Origin of the sequence: Rhizobium sp. AC44/96 (assembly GCF_001692185.1) — a bacterium.
Taxonomy (GTDB): Bacteria; Pseudomonadota; Alphaproteobacteria; order Rhizobiales; family Rhizobiaceae; genus Rhizobium.
Genome location: NZ_LXKO01000014.1, coordinates 266,395 through 291,851 on the forward strand (window position 1 = coordinate 266,395; position 25,457 = coordinate 291,851).

Consider the following 25,457-nt stretch of genomic DNA (forward strand, 5'->3'; position numbering starts at 1 on the left):
CAGGCTTCGAGGCAGCGCTTCAGCGCTGCCTGCCGACGCTGGCATACATGCCGGTGGTGCGAAACTCCGTCGGGTTGGTGCCGTAAACACGACGGAAAACCTTGGAGAAATAATTCGCGTCCTCGAAGCCCGAGCGGATAGCTACTTCCTTGACCGGCATGTTGGCGGTTTTCGTCAGCAGCTTGACCGCGCGCTTCAGGCGTTTCTGCAGAACGAATTCCGCCGGCGGCAGGCCTTCGTTTGCGGCAAACATGCGCGAGAAATGCGCGCGACTGAGACCAGCGACCCGGGCGAGGTCCTCCACGGGCAGCGGACGCTCGAGATTGTTCATGATATAGTCGATCACATGCTGCATCGTCCGGTATTCCTCGCTGAACACCGGGTGCGAGCCGAACACGTCGTCATAGAGCGCCATTGCCGCCTCGTAAGCAATCGCCGATGCAAGCCCCGGTGTCTCCGCGCCGTTGATCAGGCGCAGGCTGCAATCTGCCAGATGCTCGATCGTCTCCTGTTGCAGCTTGAGGATCGGACCGGTTACGGCGAGGATCGAACGATGGATGCGCAGCGCCTCTTCCCCGTTCATCGAGATCCAGAAAAACTCCCAGCGATCCCCATCGTCCAGCCAGTAGCGGTGATTGTGAGGCACGAGAACAAGCAAGGTTTCGCCCTCCTTCACCCGCAGTTCGCGATTCTCGTATCGCAGGTTTCCGGAGCCGCTGATCGTGTGCTGAAGCACGGTGAACGGCGTCTGGCCGCGCTTGCGGCCATCCCAGTCATAGGTGGCATCCTCGCGGATTTCATATCCGGTGCTGGTCGGCATGGTGTGCAAGCTCTGTCGCCCGCGCGGCAGTGAAACAGTGCGCATGACCGGGCCGTTCTCAATCAGTTTGTGGAGCACAGAATTACCCATGAAAGCATAATCCTTCTCTGGCGGGCCCGCCGAAATTGCGCATAATCCGCCTCCAAGAGAGAGCACACCGCCAGCATCGAGGAGTGGCGGGGAGGAGAATAAGCCGGATTTCTGGCCTTTTTTGATAGAGAGCGCAAGCCCGCGTCCTATTCTTCTTCTCGTTGTCCAATGCCGGTATTTTGATCGCATCGAGGTTAGGATCATGAGTTTCAAAATCGCTATCATCGGCGCTGGCAGCGTCGGCTTCACCAAAAAGCTGTTCACCGACATCCTCTGCGTACCGGAATTCCGGGACATCGAGTTCGCGCTCACCGACATGAGCGAACACAATCTGCAGATGATCAAGCAGATCCTCGACACCATCGTGTCGTCCAACAAGCTGCCCACCAAGGTAACGGCGACGACGAACCGCCGCGAGGCGCTGACCGGCGCGCGTTACATCATCAGCTGCGTACGCGTCGGCGGCCTTGAAGCCTATGCCGACGACATCCGCATTCCGCTGAAGTACGGCATCGACCAGTGCGTCGGTGATACGATCTGCGCCGGCGGCATTCTCTATGGTCAGCGCAACATTCCTGTCATCCTCGACTTCTGCAAGGACATCCGCGAAGTCGCCGAGCCGGGCGCAAAGTTCCTGAACTACGCAAACCCGATGGCGATGAACACCTGGGCTGCGATCGAATACGGCAAGGTAGACACTGTCGGTCTCTGCCACGGCGTGCAGCACGGCGCCGAACAGATCGCCGAGGTACTCGGCGCGAAGTCGCCGTCCGAACTCGACTACATCTGCTCGGGCATCAACCACCAGACATGGTTCGTCGATCTCAAGCTCAACGGCCGCAAGATCGGCAAGGACGAGCTGGTTGCCGCCTTCGAGGCACATCCAGTCTTCTCACAGCAGGAAAAGCTGCGCATCGACGTTCTGAAGCGCTTCGGCGTCTATTCGACGGAAAGCAACGGCCATCTGTCGGAATACCTGCCCTGGTACCGCAAGCGGCCGGACGAGATCACCAAGTGGATCGACATGTCCGACTGGATCCACGGCGAAACCGGTGGCTATCTCCGTCACTCCACGGAAACCCGCAACTGGTTCGAGACGGAGTTCCCGCAGTTCCTCGCCTCCGCAGAAAAGCCGATCGATCCATCCAAGCGGTCCAACGAGCATGCCAGCCACATCCTGGAAGCGCTGGAAACGGGGCGTGTCTATCGCGGCCACTTCAACGTCAAGAACAATGGCGTTATCACCAATCTGCCGTCCGACGCGATCATTGAATCGCCCGGCTTCGTCGATCGCTTCGGCATCAACATGGTCTCCGGCGTCACCATTCCGGAAGCCTGTGCTGCGACCTGCATGGCGTCCATCAACGTCCAGCGCATGTCGGTTCATGCAGCCGTCAGCGGCGATATCGACCTCCTAAAGCTTGCCGTACTGCACGACCCGCTGGTTGGTGCCGTCGCAACGCCGGAAGAGGTCTGGCAGATGGTCGACGAGATGGTTGTCGCCCAGGCCCGCTGGCTGCCGCAATATGCGGATGCGGTTCCGGCCGCCAAGGAGCGCCTGGCGAAATCGACTGTGAAGACTCGCGAATGGGCAGGTGCTGCGCGCCGCAACGTCCGCTCGATCGAAGAACTTCGTGCCGAGAAAGCGGCGCTCAAGCAGGCCGTCTGAGTTTCCCGGAGGACGGGTGGCGATGGCGTTCCAAGGAGGGGACGCCATCGCCGCAAACCCGTTGCCGGATCGTTGAGGAGAACCGGGGCAGCCGACAAGCGCCTCGAAACAAGAGGGAGAGACGATGAGAAATTACCGCAACCTTGGCATTCTTGCCGGACTGGCGCTGAGCGTCTCGGTCTCGGCTTTGAGCGCCTACGCCTCCGAGCCGACGGCACCGCCCGTTCCGCCGCAATTCCCGGCGGAAGGCAAGATCAAATACGTATCGAGAGATTCGATCGAAGAGTTCAAGGCGCTTCCGTCGTATAACGAACCGGATTGGGTGAAGAAGAACTTCGTCGACACCGGCAAGCTGCCGCCCGTCAAGGATCGCCTCCCCAAGGAACCACTCGTCTTCAAGACCGACAATATGGTCGACGGCATCGGTGTCTATGGGGACACGCTTCGCCACGTCATCGGCGGTCGGCCGGAAGGCTGGAACTACGGCGCTGGCCAGACTCAGGGCTGGGGCGGCATCGACATCGGCCTCTCCGAATGCCTGACGCGCACCGCGCCGCTCTTCCAGGTCGAAGCCAAGGACACCGAGCCGCTTCCGAACCTCGCCAAGAGCTGGGAATGGTCTGCTGATGGCCATAAGCTGACCATGCACCTCGTCGAAGGCGCGAAGTGGTCGGATGGCGTCGCCTTCAACGCTGACGACATCATGTTCTACTGGGACGACGAGGTCATCGATCCGAACGTCTCGCCGCTCGGTGGCGGCGCATCGCCGGAAGCCTTCGGCGAGGGAACCACACTGAAGAAGATCGACGACTACACGGTCGAATGGACCTTCAAGGAAGCCTTCCCGAAGCAGTATCTCTACACGATGTCCTATCCGAGCTTCTGCCCGGGTCCGTCTCACATCCTGAAGCCGCAACATCCGAAGTATTCGAAGAACACCTACGACCAGTTCAAGAATGCCTTCCCGCCGGAATTCATGAACATGCCGGTCATGGGTGCCTGGGTGCCGGTCGAATACCGTCCTGACGACATCATCGTCATGCGCCGCAACCCCTACTACTGGAAGGTCGACGAGAAGGGCAACCAGCTGCCTTACCTCAACGAACTGCACTACAAGCTCTCCACATGGGCCGACCGAGACGTGCAAGCCGTTGCCGGTTCCGGCGACATTTCCAACCTGGAGCAGCCGGAAAACTTCGTGGCGTCGCTGAAGCGCGCCGCCGAAAAGACGGCACCGGCACGCCTTGCCTTCGGCCCGCGCCTGATCGGTTACAACCTGCGCATGAACCTCTCGGCCAATGGCTGGGGCGATCCTGACGCACGTGGCCAGGCTGTTCGCGAACTGAACCGCAATGAGGACTTCCGCAAGGCAGTCACCATGGGTCTCGACCGCAAGGCCATCGGCGAGTCACTCGTCAAGGGTCCATTCACCGCGATCTATCCGGGCGGCCTGTCTTCGGGCACGAGCTTCTACGATCGTAACTCGGTGGTCTACTACCCGTTCGACCTGAAGGGCGCCAAGGCATTGCTCGCCAAGGCAGGCCTCAAGGATACCGACGGCGACGGCTTCGTGAACTTCCCGGCCGGCACCGAAGGCGGCAAGAACGTCGAAATCGTTCTTCTCGTCAACAACGGCTACGCGACCGACAAGAGCCTTGCAGAAGGCGTCATCGGTCAGATGGAAAAGCTCGGCATCAAGGTCATCCTCAATGCCCTGGACGGCCCCAAGCGTGACGATGCCCACTATGCGGGCCGTTTCGACTGGCTGATCCAGCGCAGCTCACCGGAACTTGCTTCCGTCGTGCAGAATACCGAACAGCTTGCACCTGTCGGTCCCCGCACGAGCTGGCAGCATCGCGCCGGCAAGGACGGCAAACTTGACCTGATGCCCTATGAAGAAAAGCTGGTGGACATCGTCACGAAGTTCCAGACCAGCCAGGACAACAACGAGCGCGTCGACCTGATGAAGCAGTATCAGAAGGTCGCGACCGAGAATGTCGATACGGTCGGCCTCACGGAATATCCGGGTGCGCTGATCATCAACAAGCGCTTCTCGAACGTGCCGGCCGGAACTCCGATCTTCATGTTCAACTGGGCTGAAGACTCCGTCATCCGCGAACGTCTGTGGGTGGCTGCTGACAAGCAGGGCAAGTACGAACTGTTCCCAGAACAGCTGCCCGGCAAGCCTGGCGACAAGGGTCCGATCAACTAAGCGTTCTCCTCCCAACGAAAGATACCGGTCGCGTGTGATGCGCGGCCGGCCAAGATCAACTAGCCAGCCGCACAGGGACACCGCGCGACTGGCCGCAATGAGAAGCGAACCGTCAGATGTTCCGATTCCTGCTCGTGCGCATAGCCTCCGCGATTCCGGTCCTGATTATCCTCAGCATCGTGACCTTCGCGATCATCCAGGCACCGCCCGGCGATTATGCCGATTACATCCGTTCGCAGCTGATCAATCAGAGTGGAGCCTCCTTCGCGGCCGCCGATGCGCAGGCCCAAGCATATCGCGTCGCCCACGGTCTCGATCAACCGATGGTCATCCAGTACTTCAACTGGATCAAGGGCATCCTGACGCAAGGCGATTTCGGCTACAGCATGTTCTACAACAAGCCGGTGGCCGATGTGGTCGCCGAGCGCCTGCCGCGCACGCTTGCGCTGGCGTTGGTCTGCCACATCCTGGCATCCGTGCTCGGCATCAGCTTCGGCATCTGGGCTGCAACCCGCCAGTATTCCTGGATCGACAGCCTGCTTTCGGGCATCTCTTTCCTCGGCATGACGGTGCCGCGCTTCCTGATGGCGCTGATCATCGTCTACCTCCTCGTTTTCCAGTTCAACGTCTCGGAAATCGGCAGCTTCTTCTCGCCGCAATATGGCGGGGCGCCGTGGTCCTGGGCCAAATTCGTCGACCTCGTCAGCCATGTCTGGCCGGTTGTCGCCATCGCGACTTTCGGCGGGCTCGCCTACAACATGCGTGTGATGCGCGGAAACCTGCTCGATACGCTGAACGCCCAGTACGTCGAGACGGCGCGGGCAAAAGGCCTTTCGGGCGGCGCGGTCGTCATGCGCCATGCCGTGCCGAACGCACTCCATCCGCTTGTCATGTACCAGGGCGTCGTTCTTCCCTACATGCTGACCGGCGAGATCGAGACTGCCATCATCTTTTCCCTCCCAACGGTCGGACCCGCAATCGTCGGCTCCATGGCGATCGGCGACGTCTATGTGACGGCCACCTTCATGATGGTCCTGTCCGCCACGCTCATCGTCGGCAACATCATCGCCGACATGCTGCTTGCCATGCTGGACCCTCGCGTCCGTACGTACGGAGGAGCCTGACATGCTCGCTTTCGATTCCGCTCCCCCACCGCCGCACGAAGAAACCGTCAAGGCCGTGCCGCACGGCAATGAAAGCTACATGGCGCTGGTCTGGCGCCGCCTGAGACGCTCGTGGACGGGCACCATCGGCCTCGTGCTGGTTGCCATGCTCCTGATAATGGCGATCTTCGCGGAGTTTTTCGCCCCGATGGATCCAAAGGCAACGGATGTCGGCTTTGCCCCTCCGCAGATGATGAGCTTCCACGACAAGGACGGCAATTTCGTCTTCCAGCCACGGGTCTATGGACTGGCTGAGTCCGAAGAACTCGACCCCGTCACCTTCCAGCCGATCGTCGGCCCGGATTACGACAATCCGAACCTCCTCGGCTTCTTCGTGAAGGGGGCGGAATACAAGCTCCTCGGCCTCATTCCGATGGATCGGCATTTCTTCGGCTCGACCACTGGCCAGCCGGTGCATTTCCTCGGTACCGACAAGTTCGGCCGGGACGTGCTGTCGCGCGCCATCGTCGGCTCACGGATTTCGTTGACGATCGCGCTTACCGTCGTCTTCATCGTCACCGTGATCGGGACCACGGTCGGCATGGTGTCCGGCTATTTCGGCGGCGCCTTCGACACCTGGGTGCAGCGCTTCGTCGAAGTGGTGCTCGCCTTCCCACAGCTGCCGCTTTATCTGGCGCTGACGTCGCTGATCCCTGTGACGGCACCGACCAATGTCTTTCTCGGCTTCGTCATTATCGTCATGTCCGCACTCGGCTGGGCGCAGATGTCGCGCGAAGTTCGTGGCAAGACGCTGGCGCTCGCTCGCATCGACTATGTCAGAGCGGCAATGGCCGTCGGCGCCACCGACCGGCGGATCATCTTCCAGCACATCTTCCCGAACGTGATGAGCCACGTGATCGTCGCCGTCACGCTACATATCCCAAGCGTCGTGCTGCTGGAATCCTTCCTCGGCTTCCTGGGCTTTGCCGTGAAGCCACCGCTGATCTCCTGGGGTCTGATGCTTCAGGATACCGCAAACTATTCCGTCATCGGCACCTATCCCTGGATTCTGGCGCCCGTCGGCTTCGTGCTTGTCACAGTCTTCGCGTTCAACGCGCTGGGTGACGGTTTGCGCGATGCAGTCGATCCCTATTGAGGAGGCTCCAAGATGGCTCTTGCTCTCGTCAACTCCTTCGCCCCGCCTGTACGCCTCGATCATGAGGGCCGGTCGGAAAATCCCGTCATCGACGCGCGCAACGTCGCCGTCAACTTCAAGGTAGAGCATGGCACCGTCGAGGCTGTGAAGGACATCTCCTTCCAGCTCTATCGCGGAGAAACGATCGCGATCGTCGGCGAATCCGGTTCCGGAAAGTCGGTCACCGCACGCACCGTCATGGGACTGCTCTCCAAGCGCGCCGTGGTGTCCCCGAAATCCACTGTGACCTACGACGGCGCAAATATCCTGAAGTTCTCCGAGCGCGACCGCCGCAAGCTTCGCGGCGACCGCATCTCGATGATCTTCCAGGAACCGATGAGCTCGCTCAATCCGATCTATACGATCGGCAGCCAGATCGTCGAGGCGATCCGCGTGCATCGCAAGATGAGCAAGAAGCAGGCGGAAGCCCGGGCGCTAGAGCTGTTGCAACACGTTCAGATCCCGGATCCAGAAGCCCGGCTCCGCCAATATCCGCATCAGCTCTCCGGAGGTCAGCGCCAGCGCGTGATGATCGCCATGGCGCTCGCCAACGATCCCGATGTGCTGATTGCCGACGAACCGACAACCGCTCTCGACGTGACGGTGCAGGCGCAGATCCTGAACCTCATCCGCAACCTGCAGAAGGAATTGCGGATGGCGGTGATCCTGATCACCCACGATCTGACGGTCGTGCGCCAGTTCTCTGACTACGTCTATGTCATGCAGCATGGCGAGATGCGCGAGCACAACACCACCGAGAACCTGTTCGCCAATCCGCAGCACGCCTACACCAAGCATCTGCTGGGTTCGGAGCCGCGCGGTCAGGCCAATCCGCTGCCCGAGGGCTCGGACGTCATTCTCGATGCCAAGGACGTACGTGTCTCGTTCATGATGCGTCATGGCGGGTTCTTCAAGCCGGAGCTGAAGGAGCTCATCGCCGTCAACCGGTTGAACCTGACACTCAGGCGGCATGAAACACTCGGCCTCGTCGGCGAATCCGGGTCGGGCAAGACGACCTTCGGCCAGGCGCTTGTCAGGCTGAACGAACCGGACAGCGGCGAGATCTTCTTTGATGGTCAACCGATCCATGGCAAGTCACGTGCCGAAATGCGGCCGCTGCGCTCGCGCATGCAGATCGTGTTCCAGGACCCGTTCTCCTCGCTCAACCCGCGTATGACGATCGGCCAGATCATCGAGGAAGGCCTTGTGGTCAACAAGCTCGGCGCGACCAAGGCCGAGCGCCTCGACCGCGTCCGCGAGGCGCTGATCGCAGCAGGCATGCCGGGCAATATTCTCTCGCGCTTTCCGCACGAGTTCTCAGGTGGCCAACGCCAGCGTATCGCCATTGCCCGCGCCATCGCGCTCGAGCCGGAATTCATCCTGCTCGACGAGCCGACGTCGGCGCTCGATCTCTCGGTTCAGGCCCAGATCATCGAACTGCTGCGCAAGCTGCAGGACGAGCGGGGTCTCAGCTATCTCTTCATTTCGCACGATCTCAAGGTCGTGCGTGCCCTCTGCCACCGGGTGATTGTCATGCAGCATGGCAAGATCATGGAAGAGGGACCCGTCAACGAAGTTCTCACCAATCCCAAGACCGCCTACACGGAACGGCTCGTCAAAGCCGCTTTCGAGGTAGCCTGATTGCACATGCCGGAGGTTATAATGGCAAGAAATCCCAAGATCACGTTTATCGGTGCAGGCTCCACCGTCTTCATGAAGAACATCATCGGCGACGTGCTGCAGCGCCCGGCGCTGTCAGGCGCCACCATCGCCCTGATGGACATCAACCCGCAGCGGCTGGAAGAAAGCGCCATCGTCGTCAACAAGCTGATCTCGACGCTTGGCGTCAAGGCCAAGGCCGAGACTTATTCGGACCAGCGCAAGGCGCTCACCGGCGCCGACTTCGTCGTCGTCGCCTTCCAGATCGGCGGCTATGAGCCCTGCACGGTAACCGACTTCGAGATCCCGAAGAAGTTCGGCCTGCGCCAGACGATCGCCGACACGCTCGGCGTCGGCGGCATCATGCGCGGCCTGCGTACGGTTCCGCATCTCTGGAAGATCTGCGAGGACATGCTCGCGGTTTGCCCCGAGGCGATCATGCTGCAATACGTCAACCCGATGGCGATCAACACCTGGGCGATCTCGGAGAAATACCCGACGATCAAGCAGGTTGGTCTTTGCCACTCGGTGCAGGGCACCGCGATGGAACTGGCCCACGACCTCGACATTCCCTACGAGGAAATCCGCTACCGCTCGGCCGGCATCAACCACATGGCCTTCTATCTGAAGTTCGAGCATCGCCAGGCAGACGGTTCCTACAAGAACCTCTATCCGGATCTCGTGCGCGCCTACCGTGAAGGTCGCGCTCCGAAGCCGGGCTGGAACCCACGCTGCCCGAACAAGGTACGCTACGAAATGTTGACGCGCCTCGGCTATTTCGTCACCGAGAGCTCCGAGCACTTCGCCGAGTACACGCCCTATTTCATCAAGGAGGGCCGCGAGGACCTGATCGAGAAGTTCGGCATCCCGCTCGACGAATACCCCAAGCGCTGCATCGAGCAGATCGCCCGTTGGAAGGGACAGGCGGAAGCTTACAAGTCGGCTGACAAGATCGAAGTCGCGCAGTCGAAGGAATACGCTTCCTCGATCATCAACTCCGTTTGGACGGGCGAACCCTCCGTCATCTACGGCAACGTCCGCAACAATGGCTGCATCACCTCGCTGCCTGACAATTGCGCAGCCGAGGTTCCCTGCCTGGTTGATGCGTCAGGCATCCAGCCGACCTTCATCGGCGACCTGCCGCCGCAGCTGACGGCGCTGATCCGCACCAACATCAACGTGCAGGAGCTGACGGTTCAGGCACTGATGACGGAAAATCGCGAGCACATCTACCACGCCGCGATGATGGACCCGCATACGGCCGCCGAACTCGACCTCGATCAGATCTGGGCGATGACGGACGAACTGCTTGCCGCCCACGGCGACTGGCTGCCTGAATGGGCCCGAACGTCCCGCAAAGTTCAGGCCGCCTGACCACTCTCTCTCCCGGTCAGGGACCTCAAGAAGTCCCGCGGTTCTACCGCGGGACTTTCCTACCGAGAGGGTTTCCCAGCGTATCAACAGCCCCCGGCACGACATCATTGAAGCCGACTTCGGGGCAACCGCGAACATTGGCGAAGCTTATCTCACGGCGGTCTCCTCCGTCCGTCATGCCTCGAAGGGTAACGACGTTCTCATCCTGAAAGACAACGTCGGTGCGGTAGATTCCGGCACGTCTGGCGAGATTTCTCGCCTGGCTGACATTGCATTGACCCGGCGACGGTGAGACGTGCCAGGAGCTCGTTCCCCTGCCATCGGAACTCCAGCCTTCCTGGCCGGAAGCCATCGTCGGCAGAAGTGCGGCAAAGGAAATTAACGTCGCGCGGAAGGCAGCTTTCAAAATCGACGATCCCACATTGCGTTCAAACGCGTTTGGCCACGAGACGGCAAGACGCGCCTTGCTAGGATAAACGGCGAACCGTTGGAAGCAACCATGCGCGAGGAACCCGGGCGGGTAAGTTCATCAACATGGCTAAGCTTTGTTTGCATCAGGTTTGGCAAGCAGCCGATTGATTAAATCCAATATATTGATATAGAACATGGATACGCATTCTCATCCCGCCTGATCGGAACCCTATGAGCCGTAATTTTCTTGTCGTTGATCCCGAAGAGGGCATGCCAATCCTGAAGGGGCTTGCATCGCCGGCAAGGGTATCCGTGCTGAAGTTGCTGCACGAGAAGGGCCCGCTCAACGTCAACGAAATCGCTGAAATCCTTGAGCTGCCGCAGTCGAGTGTCTCGACAAACGTGCAGATGCTGGAGGAGGCGGGGCTGATCCGTACCGAGACGCAGAAGGCGCGCAAGGGCAACCAGAAGGTCTGCCATAGCGTCTATGACGAGATTCTCGTCGTCTTCAAGAATGAAATCAAGGAAACCGAACCGGATGCCATCGAGGTGGCGATGCCGCTCGGCCTCTATACAAGCTTCGATGTGACGGCACCGTGCGGGCTCTGTTCAGTCGATGGCATCATCGGCCTGCTTGACGTCCCCAATACGTTCCTTGATCCGGACCGCATGAAAACGGCGCTGATCTGGTTCACGCGCGGCCATGTAGAGTACCAGTTCCCGAACAATGCGCGGCTGACCAACACCCGGATTCGCGAAGTCGAATTCGTCATGGAACTGAGCTCGGAGGTGCCCGGCACCAGTGCCGACTGGCCCTCCGACATCACCCTGACTGTGAATGGTGCCGACATCGGAACCTGGACGTCTCCGGGCGATTTCGGCGACAAGCGCGGGGTTTTCACGCCGGATTGGTGGAAACTGAAGGGGTCTCAATACGGCAAGCTGAAGAGTTTCCGCATCAATGAAGACGGTGCCTTCGTCGACGGATTGCGGATCTCGGATGTGACGCTCGCCGATCTCAAGCTCGACGAACACCATTCAATTCGCCTGCGGATCGGCGTGCGCGACGATGCCAAGCATCCCGGCGGGATCAACATTTTCGGCCGCGGCTTCGGCAATTACGACCAGGATATCCTGCTGCGTATCAAGACTCGGTGAGTCTATCCAATTTTCTGAATTTTACCCTTGACCACGGCCAAGGCTTCCGGTTTATTCACCTCAAATTGTGATATACATCACAAACTACGATACAGTGGAGGAAACCATGAAGGCCGCGGTTACAGCGCACAGCAAATACACGATCTCGGACATTGATCCGCGCCTATACGGCTCGTTCATCGAGCACCTGGGCCGCGCCGTCTATACCGGCATCTACGAACCCGACCACGCGACCGCCGACGAAAACGGCATGCGCAAGGACGTGATCGATCTCGTCAAGGAACTCAATGTTCCGATCGTACGCTATCCCGGCGGCAACTTCGTCTCCGCCTACAACTGGGAAGACGGCATCGGCCCGAAGGAAAGCCGCCCGACGCGCCTCGACCTCGCCTGGCACACCTCCGAAAGCAACCAGGTCGGCATGCACGAGTTCGCCGACTGGTGCGTCTCGGCAAACACCGAGATGATGCTGGCCGTTAACCTCGGCTCGCGTGGCCTGGATGAAGCCCGCAACTTCCTCGAATATGTCAACCATCCCGGCGGCAGCGAGTGGAGCGACAAGCGCATTGCCAACGGCCGCGCCGAGCCCTGGGACGTCAAGCTGTGGTGCCTCGGCAACGAGATGGACGGCCCCTGGCAGATCGGCCACAAGACGGCCGACGAATATGGCCGTCTGGCCCACGAAACCGCCAAGGCCATGCGCGCCTTCGACAGCTCGCTGGAACTCGTCGTCTGCGGCTCGTCCAACGCCCACATGCCGACCTATCCGGAATGGGAAGCGACCGTTCTCGACCACACCTACAACGAGGTGGACTACATCTCGCTGCACATGTACTTCGAGAACCGCGCCAAGAACACGGCGAACTACCTCGCCCGCAGCATCGAACTCGACAACTACATCGGCACGGTTGCCGGCGTCATCGATTACGTCAAGGCGAAGAAGCGCTCGACCAAGGACGTCTACATCTCGTTTGACGAATGGAACGTCTGGTATCACTCCAAGGAACGCGACAAGGCAACGCTGGCGGGCGCCAACGGCTGGCCACATGCCCCGGCACTGCTCGAAGACGATTATAACTTCGAAGACGTGCTGCAGGTCGGCTGCATTCTCAACACCTTCATCAATCGCGCCGATGTCGTGAAGATCGCCTGCCTCGCGCAGCTGGTCAACGTCATCGCCCCGATCATGACCACGCCTGGCGGCGCCGCATGGCGCCAGACGATCTTCTACCCGTATTATTTCGCTTCAGTCTACGGTCGCGGCACGGCGCTGAAGCTGATCGTCGACAGCCCGACCTACAAGGTCGATGATCTGGGCGATGTGCCTTACCTCGACGTCTCCGCCGTCCACGACGCAGACGCCAAGGCCGTAACGTTCTTCATCGTAAACCGCCACGGCACCGAAACGCTTGATCTGGACGCCAGCCTGCTGGAGTTCGGCGCCTTGAAGATCGTCAATGACCAGGTCATCTCGCACGCCGACCTCAACATCACCAACACCGCTGAAAAGCCGGACAACGTGGTGCCGCAGAAGGCAACCGACGCGGCGTTTGAAGCTGGAAAGCTCAGCGCAAAGATCGCGCCGCTGTCCTACCGGGTGATACGCCTGCAGGCCTGATATTTAAATCAGACTTCCTGATACATATCAAAGATATGTTGACATCGTAATTGTATGATTTAACGTCAGCGCACCGGTTTTGACGTGCCACTGGGAGGAAGAGATGGGAGCAAGCGCTTCTGTTTTGGCACTATCACTGACTGAAAGGGCCCCGCTTGCAAAAGCGGGCGCCTGCCCGGTCGACATATGCCAGCCACGTGTCCATATCGGCTTTTCGGATTCTGACTGCAACATGGGAGCGGTCGGATGACAGCCAATATTGAAATCCACAATGTCAGCAAGCGCTACGGCGCCGTGACCATTCTCGACGGCCTGTCGCTATCGATCAAGGCCAATGAGTTCATGGTCTTCCTCGGTCCTTCCGGCTGCGGGAAATCAACGCTTCTACGAATGATTGCCGGCCTCGAAAGCGTCGATGAAGGCACCATTTCCATCAATGGCGAACGCATCGACACGCTGCCGCCCGGCCAGCGCGACATCGCCATGGTGTTCCAGAGCTACGCGCTCTATCCGCACATGACGGTCGCCGACAACATGGCGTTCGGACTGCGCAACATCAATGTGGCCGCCGACGTGATCTCCGCCCGGGTGGCCGAGGCCGCCCGCATGCTGGAGATCGGTCATCTGCTCGAGCGTAAGCCCGGCCAGCTCTCCGGTGGCCAGCGCCAGCGCGTCGCCATCGGCCGTGCCATCGTCAAGGAACCGAAGGCTTTCCTGTTCGACGAGCCGCTCTCCAACCTCGATGCCGCGCTGCGTGTCCGCACGCGTGTCGAACTTGCCCAGCTGCGCAATCGCGTTCAGTCGACGATGATCTTCGTCACCCACGACCAGATCGAGGCTATGACGCTCGCCGACCGTATCGTGGTCATGAACAACCGCAAGATCGAGCAGATCGGATCTCCGATGGAGATCTATTCCCGCCCGGCCAGCCGTTTCGTGGCTACCTTCGTCGGCTCGCCGACGATGAACTTCCTCGACGTCGGCATCTCGGAACGCAACGGTTTCATCAGCGCGAAGCTGGCTGACGGCACCGAACTGCAGACGGCGATACGCCCGACCGGCATCAAGAACGGCGCGCATTCGCTCGGCATTCGCGCCGAAGCAGTGAAGCTTGCCAACGGCGTTCCCGCAACGACGACCGGCAAGGTCGACGTTCTCGAACGCCTGGGCGACCGCACGCTTCTCTACACGCGCCTTAAGGACGGCAGCAGCATCGTTGCCGAGGATATCGGCAACAGCCGCGTGGCGATCGGCGACGAAGTCGCACTGACGCTGGATGGCACCCGAACCCATCTCTTCGATGCCGATGGCAGCGCCTGGCACAACGAGGAGCCGGCGCATGGCTGACGCAACCTTGTCCGGCACCGCGGCGGCCGCAAAGGCCGCGGCCCGCCAGAAGGTGCAGAACATCAACGCACCGCTCTGGCGCAACGCGCTCTTCGTCGCGCCCTACCTGTTCTTCTTCGTCACGCTGCTCGTCGTGCCGTTGTTCTGGGGCATGTGGCTCAGCCTGCACAAGGCAGACGCCTTTGGTGCTGGCAAGTTCGTCGGCATCGACAACTATATCCGCCTCTTCCGCGACAAGATCTTCATTCAGGCGGTCGGAAACACCTTCTATTTCGTCTTCCTGACTGTGCCGACACTTGCCATCCTCGGCCTGATGCTGGCACTCGCGTTGAACCGCAAGACAAGGCTCGCGGCGGCTTTACGCGCCGTCTATTTCTCCTCGTCGGTGATGTCGGTCACCATCGTCACGCTGATCTGGCGCATTGTTTTCATCGGCAATTTCGGTCTGCTCGCCACCATCTACGGATGGTTCGGCGCAACGGCGCCGGCCTTCCTGTCGGATCCGAAGCTCGCGATGATCGGTATCGCCATTGCCACGGTCTGGTGGTGCATCGGCCTGCCGATGATGCTGTTCCTCTCAGCCCTCCAGCAGGTGCCGGCGGAGATCTATGAAGCCGCCGCGCTCGACAATGCCAGCCGCTGGCGTACCCTCTGGTACATCACGCTGCCGTCGATCCGCCGGACCTTCGTTCTGGTGTTGATCATCCAGGTGGTCTTGCAGTTCCAGCTGTTCGGCCAGGCAAAGCTGATGACGCTCGGCGGACCGAACAACGTCTCCAAGCCCATCGTGCTCTACATCTACGAAGCCGCCTTCACCAAGTGGGACCTCGGTCTCGGTGCTGCAGCCTCGGAAGTTCTCTTCGTATTGATCCTGATTGCTGCCATGGCGCAGTACTTCATCTCGCGCCGCAAAGGAGAAGAAGGATGAGCGCTGTAACTGGTGGCAACATCGTCGGCCGTTCGACCGGCGACCGCGTGATCCTTATCCTGGCGGTTCTCTGCGCACTGATCATGATGGCGCCGGTCCTGTGGGTGATCGGGCTCTCGCTCAAGGACAACAAGGAACTGATGGCGGATATGAACGCTGTCTTCCACGCTCCTTACACGATCAACAACTACATCAATATCCTGGCAACCTCGTCGGTCTTTCGCTGGATCCTGAACAGTATCATCGTCGCCGGCGGGTTGACCGTCATGACCCTCGTGCTGTCCTCGCTTGCAGGCTATGGCTTCGCCCGACTGAACTTTCCGTTCCGCAACGCGCTGTTCATCATCGTGCTGCTCGGCCTGGCCGTGCCTGAACAGGCGGTGCTGATTGCCCGCCATCAACTGTTCAGCTGGCTGAAGTTCCACAACACCTACCACGGCCTGATTCTGCCTGGACTGTCGGCACCGTTTGGCGTGTTCCTGATGACGCAGTATTTCCGCGCCATCCCGAAGGAGCTCGACGAGGCGGCGCTTCTCGACAACGCCAGCCGCTTCAAGATCTTCTGGAAGGTGCTTCTGCCCCTGACGATCCCGGCACAGGCAACGCTCGGCATCTTCACCTTCCTGGGCGCATGGAATGACTACTTCTGGCCGCTGATCTCCGGCACGAAGAAGGAAATGTACACGCTGACGATCGGCATCGCCTCGACGCAGACCAACTTCGCACAGTCGGAAGGCCTCGGCTTCCTGATGTCGCAAGCGGTCTTTGCCGGTGCGCCGATCCTCATTCTCTACCTGTTTTTCCAGAAATACATCGTGACGGCAGTTTCTGGCGCCGCCGTGCGCTGACGACCGCCATCCCGGTGATCATGTAACCGGCTCCCGGGGAGGGGGCTTAAGCCAAGGGTCAAGGAAGGCCCAAGAGGAGGAGTTGGAATGACGCATACCTTCAGGAAATACATGCTGGCAGCAGCATCGGTGATCGCCCTTGTCGGCGCATCGCCAGCCTTTGCCGCCACCGAACTCAGCGTTCAGCGCTTCTTCGGTGCCTGCGATGCAGACTTCGGCACCAACACCGACGTCAGCAAGGCCGTTGGCGAATGCGGCATCATCACGTCGCTGATCAACAAGTTCAACGCCGACAATCCGGATGTCCATGTCACCGTTACCACCGTTGAATGGCCGGGCTACGACCAGCTGACTGCTCAGTTCGCAGCCGGCGATCCGCCGGACATCGTCACCATCCATCAGTCGGTGCTTGCTGATTACCAGTCCAAGGGCCTGATCATGCCGCTCGACGACGTCCTGAAGTCCGTCGGGGTCGCGTCCAGCGACTTCACCGATGCCAGCCTTGGCGGCGTGACGAAGGAAGGCAAGATCTACGGCCTGCCGATCGACAACTGGACCATGCTCTACCACATCAACCTGGACCTCTTCAAACAGGCTGACCTCCTCAATGCCGACGGCACGCCGAAGCTGCCGACGAGCCCGGACGAGCTGCTGGCGCAGGCAAAGCAGTTCAAGGAGAAGACCGGCAAGCCCTACTTCGTACAGAACCTCGCCAACGAAGTGGCGCTCTACACCCGTAACCTCTACACCTACCTGTTCCAGCAAGATTCCGACTTCTTCGCCAATCCGAAGCAGGTGAAGCTGAATACGCCCGAGGCCAAGAAGGTGCTCGAGATGTATAAGGCGATCTATGACAACGGCGACACCACCAAGGACCTCGACTACGCCGCTGGCATCAATGCCTTCCTCAACGGCGAAGGCGGCGTGCACCTGAACGGAACCTGGGTGATCGGCGACTACACCGCATCGTCCGAAAAGGCCGGCACCGCGCTCAACAAGGGCGGCTATGCGGTCTATCCGTATCCGCAGCTCTTCGCCGGCAAGAAGTCGCAGTACGCTGACGGCCACAGCTGGGCCGTATCGCAGAAGGACCGCTCACCTGAGGAAACGGCCGCTATCGGCAAGTTCCTGAAGTTCTTCCACGACAACGACTTCGACTGGTCCCGCACCGGCCACTTGCCGGCAGTCAAGGCAGTCCTCGATTCCGCGCAGTTCAAGGCTCTGCCGCATCGTGACACGATCTCGTCGATCGCCACGCTCGGCACCCCGCTGCCGTCGACCGTCCAGCGCCAGTTCGCGATCCAGGACATCATCGGCCAGGAAATGAGCGCAGCCATCACCGGCCAGAAGGAAGTGGATGCCGCTCTCGCCGACATGGAGTCGCGCATCAACGAACTGCTTGCCAACATCTAAGGCTCACCTCTCTCCGAGCCTAAGAGCAGATGCCCGCCGCTGGTCTCGCGGCGGGCATTTTTGTTCCTACGAGGCGGCAGGAACCGGCGTTGGCAGCAATTTGCCACGTAAGAGAAGCACGATCGTCCCGATCGCAACCACCAGCACCACGATATTGGCCACGACGAAGAGGATCGGCGCCAAGGCGTCTACCGCTCCAATGTCGCCTCGGCCGACCATTTTCGAAGCCGCCGTCGAAAGCGCAGTGATACCGAAGGTAAAGGCCCAATAGGATGCCGCCAGAGGCTGCTTGGTTATCCAGGGCAGCAGGCGCAGGAGCAAAAGCGCCTGCAGGATGGCATAGCCCAGCATCGCATGAACCAGCATGTCGGGCGCCCCTTGCGTGACGCCGAGATAGGCCACGCTGCCAACCGCAGGCGGTGCGAGCTGGATCCCGAGTGTTGGACGCAATGGCTCGGCAAGGGTGGGCGCTGTCAGCAGGCGGTTGAGAAGCACGGATTCGATCGCCAGCCAGGAGAAGAAGCCCGCTCCGAACGCCAGCTGTCCCCAGTCGGCATGGCCGAGCGCGCCCGCGACGATGGCCGTGACGAACGAGCCCGCCACGGTCGGCAGATAGAGGACGGCCGTCGTCGTTGCAGGGTCACGCCCACCACGCCAGAGAATGCCCGTGCGCCACAGCGCGAAGAGAAGCGTGAAAATGGCGCCCAAAGCAAAGATCACCTCAGCCGCCAATCTGGAATAGGGAAGGAACACCAATGCGATCAGCATCGTCGCAACGCCGGCAAGGCCAATGAAGCAACACTGGATGGCATTTTCGGCCTCGGCCAGACCGGCCTTCGGATCGACGATCCATTTCGCGGCATAGAGAACGACCAACAGCAGCCAGACTGCGACGGCCAGGAAGCCCAGCGCCGCACCGATCCCGGGCGGCAGTGGCCAGATCGCAGCCGCTGCACGCCAGCTGTTGCTGAGCCCGGCGATGCCGAGAACGATCCCGAAGAAGGCAGCCGGGATGCGTGGCAGCCGAGACTGCCTGGCCGGTGACGGAGCGGTGTCGGCCAACGACTTCGGCGGGAAACCCATGCTCATTTCGTAACCTCCACATTGGGCACACCGGAGACCGCTCGCGGATCGCTGCCGTCCGGCAACATCCACGACCCTTCGTCGATAGACAAGAGCCGTGGCTTGGTCCCTGCGGATGAACGGTACGATTGCCGTGGTTGCGAAAGACGGTTTTCAGCGCCGCCGTTTGCGTCCGTCGAAGTACAGCAGCAGACCCAAGCCGATCAGTCCGGCTACCGCCGCGATCAGGGCCGTGCCGGAATAACTGCTGATGCCGGTGCCGATTGCAAACAGCAGCGCACTCAGTCCCGCGCCGAGGAAGATGTTGACGGAGATCAATGCGCTCCCAAGCCCTGGCCGCTCGGCGATCAGGTCCTGGAGGTAGGTGATCGGAATGCTGATTAGCGCCGCCGCACCGATGCCGCTGAGAACAGTCAGCGCATAGACATGCCAGGGTGCTGAGGCGAAGCCGAGCAGGACCAGATAGCTGACATAGATGACGGTACCCAGTGCCAGAGCCGTAACATGGCTCATGATCCGCTGCGCCCGACCCCAGATGATGATGAAAACCACCTCAAAGAAGGCCACGATACCGACGAGCACGCCGATGTCGGTAACAGTGCCATGCGCCGCGCCGGTGACGATCAGCGGCAGGATGACGCCATTTACGTGCAGTGTGCTGCTGATCAATGCCACCGCAATAACGCGAACAAAGACACGCGGCGACAAGACCTCGCCGAGTGCTGCGAGATAGGAAAGGTGGTGCGTGGCAGCCTTGTCCGTCCCGCTCTGGCGCGGAAGGAAGATCGCAATCAAAGTGAGGCAGACGACGCAGGCGACCGCGGCAAACAGGTAGGCCGGCAGCATCGTCGTCGAGCCCGCCAGCAACGCACCTGTAATTCCCGGGACCAGCACCCAGGAAAGCGAGATCATCGCGCGCACACCGGAGTTCACAGTCGCGACATCGTTTCGCGACATACCCTTGGTCGTCGCCCGCACGTTGGCGAAAAGCAGCGAATTCAGCGAGCCATAGACCGGCAGCAACAGCAGTGCACTGAAAACGAACGTCGCCTGCGCCGGCAGGACGAAGACAGCGCCATAGCCCAGGATGCCGAAGACAGCTGCGACGATCATCATCGAGCGATATTCGCCGATACGGTCAGCCAGATTCCCAAGCAGAATGCTGACGATGACGTTGACGGCTGCGGCCGCGAAGATCAGGCCCGAATAGATCCCGTTGCTCAGGCCCAGCTCGCGGATACCGACAACGGATTGATAGGGCGACGTTGCAGCGCCTGCGAAGCCGAAGGCAAAGATCGCAAGCATACTGACCCGGATCGTCGGGTTACGGAATACATCAGGGAGGGGACGGGTCATGTCGTGCAATTGAGCGAGTGGCAAGTCACCCGGCCACCGGGCGACCTGCGCCTTGGCAGGTTCGGCGTAGCACCGAAACCTGCCAAGGCAGAATGTCAGTCTTGCCAGCGCGCCGAAAGGCGAGCCCGCGCTTCATAGGAAAAATTGCGATCGAACGGAAATGCCGGCCGGGCACGATGGAGGCTGGCAAGCCCCTCGATATCCTGGTTGACCACGCCTTCCGTCAACGCCATCAGGTTCGGGTTGGCGATCGGCGCCAGTTCCGGCGACAGATAGCCGGATTTGACGACGAGCAGCCGCACCGTCTTCGGATCAAGCCCCAGGCGGGTAAAGTCGGCGATGTTGTGGTAGGGGCGACGGCGCGCGGCCAGCACGACCGTAATGCCCCCAACGCGCACAACGGCTTGACGCTCCGCAACGACACCCGGATCATCGACACCGATAACCACGGCTTCGACCTTTGCGGGCACGCTCGACGGATCGAGATTACCGCCGATGGAGAGCGACACGGTCGCGCCCTTGCCTGCGGCAAGGCATGCCTCGACGGCGGGACGATCGGTGATACCGGCGATGAGGGCGCCATCGAACTTGCGATCGATCAACGCGTTCAAGACATCGGCTCGATCGCCAACGCCGCCTCCGGTCGGGTTGTCGGCGGAATCGGCGAGGATGACCGGCGCGGTGGAGGCCTTCTCCGCGATATCGAGCATCTCGGCAAGTGGGCCGGTGGTCGGCCCGAAGCGGAAGTCCTCGCGCGCGTTCCAGTAGGAAAGAGCAATATCTTCGGCAGCCTCGGCGGCCGCCTTCTTGTCGGCACCCGTCACAACGGCGCAGGCTGTCGCGCGTGGTTCGTCCGCCCAGACGTAACCGATCATCAGATTGGCATCGAGGACACCGGGCCGTTCATCAAACGTCGGCAGCGCCTCATAGAGGCTCTTGGCCGGTTCGTCCTCCGTCGAAGTACGTTCACCCGGCCAAAGAACCGGAACCGGTGCCCAGGCAACCCCAGGGCGCTTGCCGCTTTTCAGGGCCTCCACCAGCATCGACCAGGCACGAACCATGGTTTCGCGCACATCGATATGCGGCGCCGTGCGATAGGCGGCGAAGATATCAAGCTGATCGATGATCGTCTGGCTGACGTTGCCGTGTAGGTCGTAGCTTGCGGCAACGACGCAATCCGGCCCTACGACGGCGCGCGCCGCCGAGATCCAGTCGCCCTCGGCGTCGTTCATGCCCTCGACGTTCACCGCACCGTGCATGGCAAGATAAAGCCCGTCGAGTGGCAGCGATGCCTTCAGAAGATCGAGAAACTCGTTCTTGAAGGCTTCGTATGCCACCCGCGACACCGGGCCGCCCGGCACGGCACGCGCATGAAGGAGTGGAAGGTGCTCGATCCCCCCGGCCTTGAGAAAGTTGAAATATTCCGCGCCGAGAAGCTCCGCGCCCCGCAGGACACGAAAATCCTCGACAGCCATCAGCACCGGAGAATAGGTGCTGCACTCCGTATGAAGTCCACCGACGGCAATTCGCATCGTCTCAATCCTGGATTCGGGTTTACAATTTCGGGCTCAGCGGAACGATGGCCGAGAACCGATGCCAGTCCTTCTTCGCCTTCGGCGTCCACGCAGCTTCGGCGATTGCCGGCAGGCGCGGGAAGACGAGACGGTTGAAATAGCCGCGCGACAGGAAGTGTTCGGACCAGATGCAGGCCTGCACGCCCTTCATCTTGTCCTTGAGCTCTTCCGGGAAGTCACCCTCAGCCTCGTAGCCATAGGTATGTGCCGGCGGGACCGTGCCGGCCCAGCTGGCGCCCGGCTCCTGGAACGCTTCAGCCTGAACCATGTCGAGATAATAGGCCTGGCCGGGCGTCATCACGACTTCATAGCCCTGCTTGGCCAGATCGATACCGACCTGCGGGTTTTCCCAGGCCATCAGCAACGAGTCCTTGGAGGCAATGCCGCCGCCATGGGCAACCTCGTTCCAGCCCGCAAGCTTGCGCCCACGCGCCGTCAGCATGTCCTTGATGCGCTTCAGGAAGTAGGACTGCAACGCGAAGGTGCCCGAGATGCCTTCCTGTTCCATCAGCTTCTTGGCAAGCGGGGAGGCAAGCCAGGAACCGTTCGCCACTTCGTCGCCGCCGATATGGATGTATTCGGACGGGAAGAGTTCGACCATTTCGTCGAACACCTTCTCGAGGAATTCGTAGGTCAGCGGTACGGCCGGGTTCAGGGCATTGTTCGGATAGCCCTGTACCGAATGGTAGCTATCGGGTGCTTCCTGCCCATCGGTCAGGTCCGGCAATGCAATCAGCGTTGCGGAGTTGTGTCCGGGGATATCGATCTCAGGAACGATCTCAACGCTGAGCGCCGCCGCGTGAGCGACGATATCGCGAACGTCATCCTGCGAGTAGAACCCGCCGACGGGCTCGGCGCCATTGCCGAGTTGCGGAAGCAGCGGTTCGTCGGGACCACGAAGGACGCCTGTTGTCGTCAACGTCGGATAGGCCTTGATTTCGAGACGCCAGGCCTCGTCATCGGTCAGATGCCAATGGAAGATATTGAGCTTCAACCAGGCAAGAATATCGATGAGCCGCTTGAGGTCGGCCACTGGATAGAACTGGCGCGAGACATCGAGATGGCACCCGCGCCAGACATAGCGCGGCTTGTCCGTAATCGTGCCCGAAGCCGGAAAGCGGAATCTGTTAGGCTCGCTGCGCGCGCCGTGCAGCAGTTGCGCAAGCGAGGTGAGACCGTATTGGCGGCCGGCCGCATCCGAATAGGCGAGCGTGACCTCCTGGGTTGAAAAAGTCAGCTTGTAGCCTTCCTTGGCAACCGACGGATCGTGCGCGAAACGCACCGGCCGCCCCTGCGGAGAAACCGAAAGATTGAACGGCGCGTGGCCGCTCTCGAAGAGACGGCGAAAAAGGGCAAGCGCCGTCGACACCGTCGTGAGCTCGTCCTTCGACGAGCCTTCGGCGGGATAGAGAACGACCGGGAAACCATCCCCGGGGATCACATCGATCTCAGCCGGCCAGGGCTGCAGGGCAAAGGGCAGCTCCAGTCGGCCTTCCGGCAGCAGCACCGGCGGCGGCTCGCTGACACGGCCTTCCAGCAGCAGATCGGACACCGCGATGGCCACATGCTTGCCGTCTGCGAGCGTCACGTAAGCCGACTTGGCGCCGTCGGTGCAGTGCTTTGCAGGACGATGCAGACCGCTGACGGTGAAAATCCAGCTCGCGCCGGGTTCGATCGACAACCCCGCAGGCGGAGCAAATTCATGGAAATTGGCATTGCGACGCAGGAAGACGGCGTTCTCGCAAGCCTTCGGGTCGATGACGCGGGTCAGCGACGTGTAGACGAGCTTGAACCCTGTCAGCGCCTCGTCCGAGAGGTTGAACAACGAGAACGTAAAACGTCCGTTCGGGCCGCCCTCCGGATTCCACGTCGTTTCAAGGCGATAAGCCGCTTCCATAGTCGTTCCTCTTTATGATTTTGTTCTTAGTAGTCTGCGGATTGGGAGAAGGTGCGGGCAAGCTCCGCCTGACCGGCCGTCAGACCGCAGTCGACGGGCAGGCACACGCCGCTGATGGCGGCAGCCTGTGGCCCCGCCAAAAAGCCGACAGCATTGGCGACGTCCTTCGGATCGACGACGCGCTGCAGCGGATACCAGCGCCGGGCTTCCTCAAAGACGTTGGGATTGGCAGCCGCCCGCGCTTCCCAGGCCTGCGTTCGCACGGTGCCCGGCGCGATCGCGTTGGAGCGAATGCCGAACTTGCCGTATTCGACCGCGACCAGCTTGGTGAAATGAAGCAGACCGGCCTTGGCCGCGCTGTAGGCCGGATGTCCGAAGACGCTCATGCCGTTGACCGAGGCAATGTTGATCACGGACCCCTTGGCCGCCTTCAACTGCTCTTCAAGTGCATGGAAGCAGAGGAACGGCGCTTCGAGGTTGAGCGCGTGATCGGCGCGCCAGTTTTCCGGCGTGGTGGTTTGGAGGCTGACACTGCGGGCAGCACCGGCATTGTTGACCAGCGTCTTCACCGAGCCGAGGGAGGCCGCCTTTCTCGCCATTTCAGCCGTGCTCTCGACGCTGGTAACGTCGCAGGCGAAGGCCACGAAACGCTCGATCGGGCCAAGGGCGCGCGCTGCTTTTTCCGCGGCGTCGAGATCAATGTCGACAAGCAGGATGATGTCGTGATCGTCGGCAAGCCGGCTGGCGATGGCCCGACCTATGTCGCCCGCAGCGCCTGTTACGATCGCTACCGATTGTGTCATTCTACATCCTTCCCTGCATGAAAATGTCAGTCCCCAAGAAGCTGACGGTCATCACCGTCACGGTGGGCGACGAGTTGTTGCTTGATACGGCGGAGTGTCACTGCCGCCTGCGGTTGAACGGCATAGGCCACCAGGCTCGCGAGGATGTCGACGACAGCGAGGTAAGCGATGCGTGTCGACGTTGGCCGGAAGATATTGTTGCCTTCCGGCAGGTCGATCGGCACGACGATGTCTGCGGATTGCGCGACAGGGCTGTTTGCCTGCGTCAGCGCGATGGTTGTCACCTTGGTTTCACGCGCCAGCGCAAAGGAGCGCACAAGCTCCATGTTGCGGCCGGAAAAGGAGGAGCCGATGACGACGTCCTTAGGCTTGGCGGCAGCCGTCATCATCAGCTGCATGCTATGGTCGGAGCTTGCAGTGACGTGCAGGCCAAAGCGGAAGAGGCGGTTCTGCAGTTCGCTTGCGATCATCGAGGAATTGCCGCCCGAGCCGAAGGCATAGATCATCTCGGCGCGCGCGAGCTTTTCCGCCGCTTCCTCAAGGGCAGCCAGATCGAGCGAGCGATGCAGGAGAAATAGTGCGTTCTGCGCCTTGGTAACAATATCTTGCGCCACATCGCCGGGGTTGCGACTCTTCGGCTCCGGCCGGATGTAGCGCATCCCGACATAAGCGGTGCGCGCCAGCTGGATCTTGAAATCGGCGAAGCTGTCGCAGCCGACGCGGCGGCAAAAACGCGTCACGGTCGGCGGCGACACATCGGCCTTTTCAGCGAGCTCGATGATCGAGGCGTTGACCGCAAACTCGAAGTCGTTAAGCAGAATATCGGCGATACGAGTTTCCGACGGCGAAAGCCGGGCCTTCTCTTCCTGCAATGTAGAGAAAATATCCATCCCGACTTC

Annotated in this window: 20 protein-coding genes; 12 read left to right on the forward strand and 8 right to left on the reverse strand. The window is 60.7% G+C overall.

Annotation, left to right across the window (positions count from 1 at the left end):
• Positions 1–19: 19 nt before the first annotated feature.
• Positions 20–910, reverse strand: a complete 891-nt coding sequence (locus tag A6U87_RS13905) for an AraC family transcriptional regulator (protein ID WP_065691846.1) — start codon at positions 908–910, stop codon at positions 20–22.
• 202 nt (positions 911–1,112) lie between these two features.
• Between A6U87_RS13905 and A6U87_RS13910 the strand changes: the two genes are divergently transcribed.
• The 6 genes from A6U87_RS13910 to A6U87_RS13935 all read left to right on the forward strand — a co-directional run bounded on the left by A6U87_RS13910 (position 1,113) and on the right by A6U87_RS13935 (position 10,122).
• Positions 1,113–2,579, forward strand: a complete 1,467-nt coding sequence (locus A6U87_RS13910; RefSeq protein ID WP_065691847.1) for an alpha-glucosidase/alpha-galactosidase — start codon at positions 1,113–1,115, stop codon at positions 2,577–2,579.
• A gap of 124 nt (positions 2,580–2,703) precedes the next feature.
• Positions 2,704–4,791: an ABC transporter substrate-binding protein gene (locus A6U87_RS13915; protein ID WP_065691848.1), complete on the forward strand. Its 2,088-nt coding sequence runs from the start codon at positions 2,704–2,706 to the stop codon at positions 4,789–4,791.
• Between the two features lie 116 nt (positions 4,792–4,907).
• Positions 4,908–5,915 (forward strand): ABC transporter permease, encoded by a 1,008-nt coding sequence (locus A6U87_RS13920; RefSeq protein WP_065691849.1) that lies wholly within the window; start codon positions 4,908–4,910, stop codon positions 5,913–5,915.
• Position 5,916: 1 nt separating this feature from the next.
• Positions 5,917–7,050: an ABC transporter permease gene (locus A6U87_RS13925; RefSeq protein ID WP_065691850.1), complete on the forward strand. Its 1,134-nt coding sequence runs from the start codon at positions 5,917–5,919 to the stop codon at positions 7,048–7,050.
• Positions 7,051–7,062: 12 nt separating this feature from the next.
• Positions 7,063–8,730 carry an ABC transporter ATP-binding protein gene (locus A6U87_RS13930; protein WP_065691851.1) on the forward strand — a complete coding sequence of 556 codons (1,668 nt, stop codon included), beginning with the start codon at positions 7,063–7,065 and terminating at the stop codon, positions 8,728–8,730.
• A gap of 21 nt (positions 8,731–8,751) precedes the next feature.
• On the forward strand, positions 8,752–10,122 hold the full coding sequence (locus A6U87_RS13935) for an alpha-glucosidase/alpha-galactosidase (RefSeq protein WP_065691852.1): 1,371 nt from the start codon (positions 8,752–8,754) through the stop codon (positions 10,120–10,122).
• Between the two features lie 43 nt (positions 10,123–10,165).
• Here A6U87_RS13935 and A6U87_RS29295 read toward each other — a convergent pair whose 3' ends face one another.
• A complete protein-coding gene (locus tag A6U87_RS29295) occupies positions 10,166–10,528 on the reverse strand; it encodes a hypothetical protein (protein ID WP_083199444.1) in 363 nt (120 codons plus the stop codon).
• Between the two features lie 236 nt (positions 10,529–10,764).
• Between A6U87_RS29295 and A6U87_RS13940 the strand changes: the two genes are divergently transcribed.
• The 6 genes from A6U87_RS13940 (at position 10,765) to A6U87_RS13965 (ending at position 17,845) form a co-directional block, all read left to right on the forward strand.
• Positions 10,765–11,691, forward strand: a complete 927-nt coding sequence (locus A6U87_RS13940) for a transcriptional regulator (protein WP_065691853.1) — start codon at positions 10,765–10,767, stop codon at positions 11,689–11,691.
• Positions 11,692–11,797: 106 nt separating this feature from the next.
• Entirely contained in the window at positions 11,798–13,309 is a 1,512-nt protein-coding gene (locus tag A6U87_RS13945; RefSeq protein ID WP_065691854.1) for an alpha-N-arabinofuranosidase, read from the forward strand.
• Between the two features lie 246 nt (positions 13,310–13,555).
• Positions 13,556–14,656 carry an ABC transporter ATP-binding protein gene (locus A6U87_RS13950; RefSeq protein ID WP_065691855.1) on the forward strand — a complete coding sequence of 367 codons (1,101 nt, stop codon included), beginning with the start codon at positions 13,556–13,558 and terminating at the stop codon, positions 14,654–14,656.
• Complete coding sequence (locus A6U87_RS13955; RefSeq protein WP_065691856.1) at positions 14,649–15,584, forward strand: carbohydrate ABC transporter permease; 936 nt, start codon at positions 14,649–14,651, stop codon at positions 15,582–15,584. Before A6U87_RS13950 ends, A6U87_RS13955 begins: the two co-directional genes overlap by 8 nt.
• Complete coding sequence (locus tag A6U87_RS13960; protein ID WP_065691857.1) at positions 15,581–16,432, forward strand: carbohydrate ABC transporter permease; 852 nt, start codon at positions 15,581–15,583, stop codon at positions 16,430–16,432. The genes A6U87_RS13955 and A6U87_RS13960 overlap by 4 nt, the downstream gene beginning before the upstream one ends.
• Positions 16,433–16,519: 87 nt before the next feature.
• Positions 16,520–17,845 carry an ABC transporter substrate-binding protein gene (locus tag A6U87_RS13965; RefSeq protein ID WP_065691858.1) on the forward strand — a complete coding sequence of 442 codons (1,326 nt, stop codon included), beginning with the start codon at positions 16,520–16,522 and terminating at the stop codon, positions 17,843–17,845.
• Positions 17,846–17,911: 66 nt separating this feature from the next.
• On the opposite strand, the gene tehA is transcribed toward A6U87_RS13965, so the two are convergent.
• The 6 genes from tehA to A6U87_RS13995 all read right to left on the reverse strand — a co-directional run bounded on the left by tehA (position 17,912) and on the right by A6U87_RS13995 (position 25,448).
• Complete coding sequence (gene tehA / locus A6U87_RS13970; protein WP_065692216.1) at positions 17,912–18,928, reverse strand: dicarboxylate transporter/tellurite-resistance protein TehA; 1,017 nt, start codon at positions 18,926–18,928, stop codon at positions 17,912–17,914.
• A 153-nt stretch (positions 18,929–19,081) separates the two neighbouring features.
• Positions 19,082–20,308 carry an MFS transporter gene (locus A6U87_RS13975; protein WP_342587894.1) on the reverse strand — a complete coding sequence of 409 codons (1,227 nt, stop codon included), beginning with the start codon at positions 20,306–20,308 and terminating at the stop codon, positions 19,082–19,084.
• A gap of 71 nt (positions 20,309–20,379) precedes the next feature.
• Positions 20,380–21,816: a M81 family metallopeptidase gene (locus A6U87_RS13980; RefSeq protein WP_065691860.1), complete on the reverse strand. Its 1,437-nt coding sequence runs from the start codon at positions 21,814–21,816 to the stop codon at positions 20,380–20,382.
• A gap of 22 nt (positions 21,817–21,838) precedes the next feature.
• Positions 21,839–23,755, reverse strand: a complete 1,917-nt coding sequence (locus A6U87_RS13985) for a beta-N-acetylhexosaminidase (RefSeq protein WP_065691861.1) — start codon at positions 23,753–23,755, stop codon at positions 21,839–21,841.
• Between the two features lie 26 nt (positions 23,756–23,781).
• Complete coding sequence (locus A6U87_RS13990) at positions 23,782–24,558, reverse strand: SDR family oxidoreductase (RefSeq protein WP_065691862.1); 777 nt, start codon at positions 24,556–24,558, stop codon at positions 23,782–23,784.
• A 26-nt stretch (positions 24,559–24,584) separates the two neighbouring features.
• Positions 24,585–25,448: a MurR/RpiR family transcriptional regulator gene (locus A6U87_RS13995; RefSeq protein ID WP_065691863.1), complete on the reverse strand. Its 864-nt coding sequence runs from the start codon at positions 25,446–25,448 to the stop codon at positions 24,585–24,587.
• Positions 25,449–25,457: the final 9 nt, after the last annotated feature.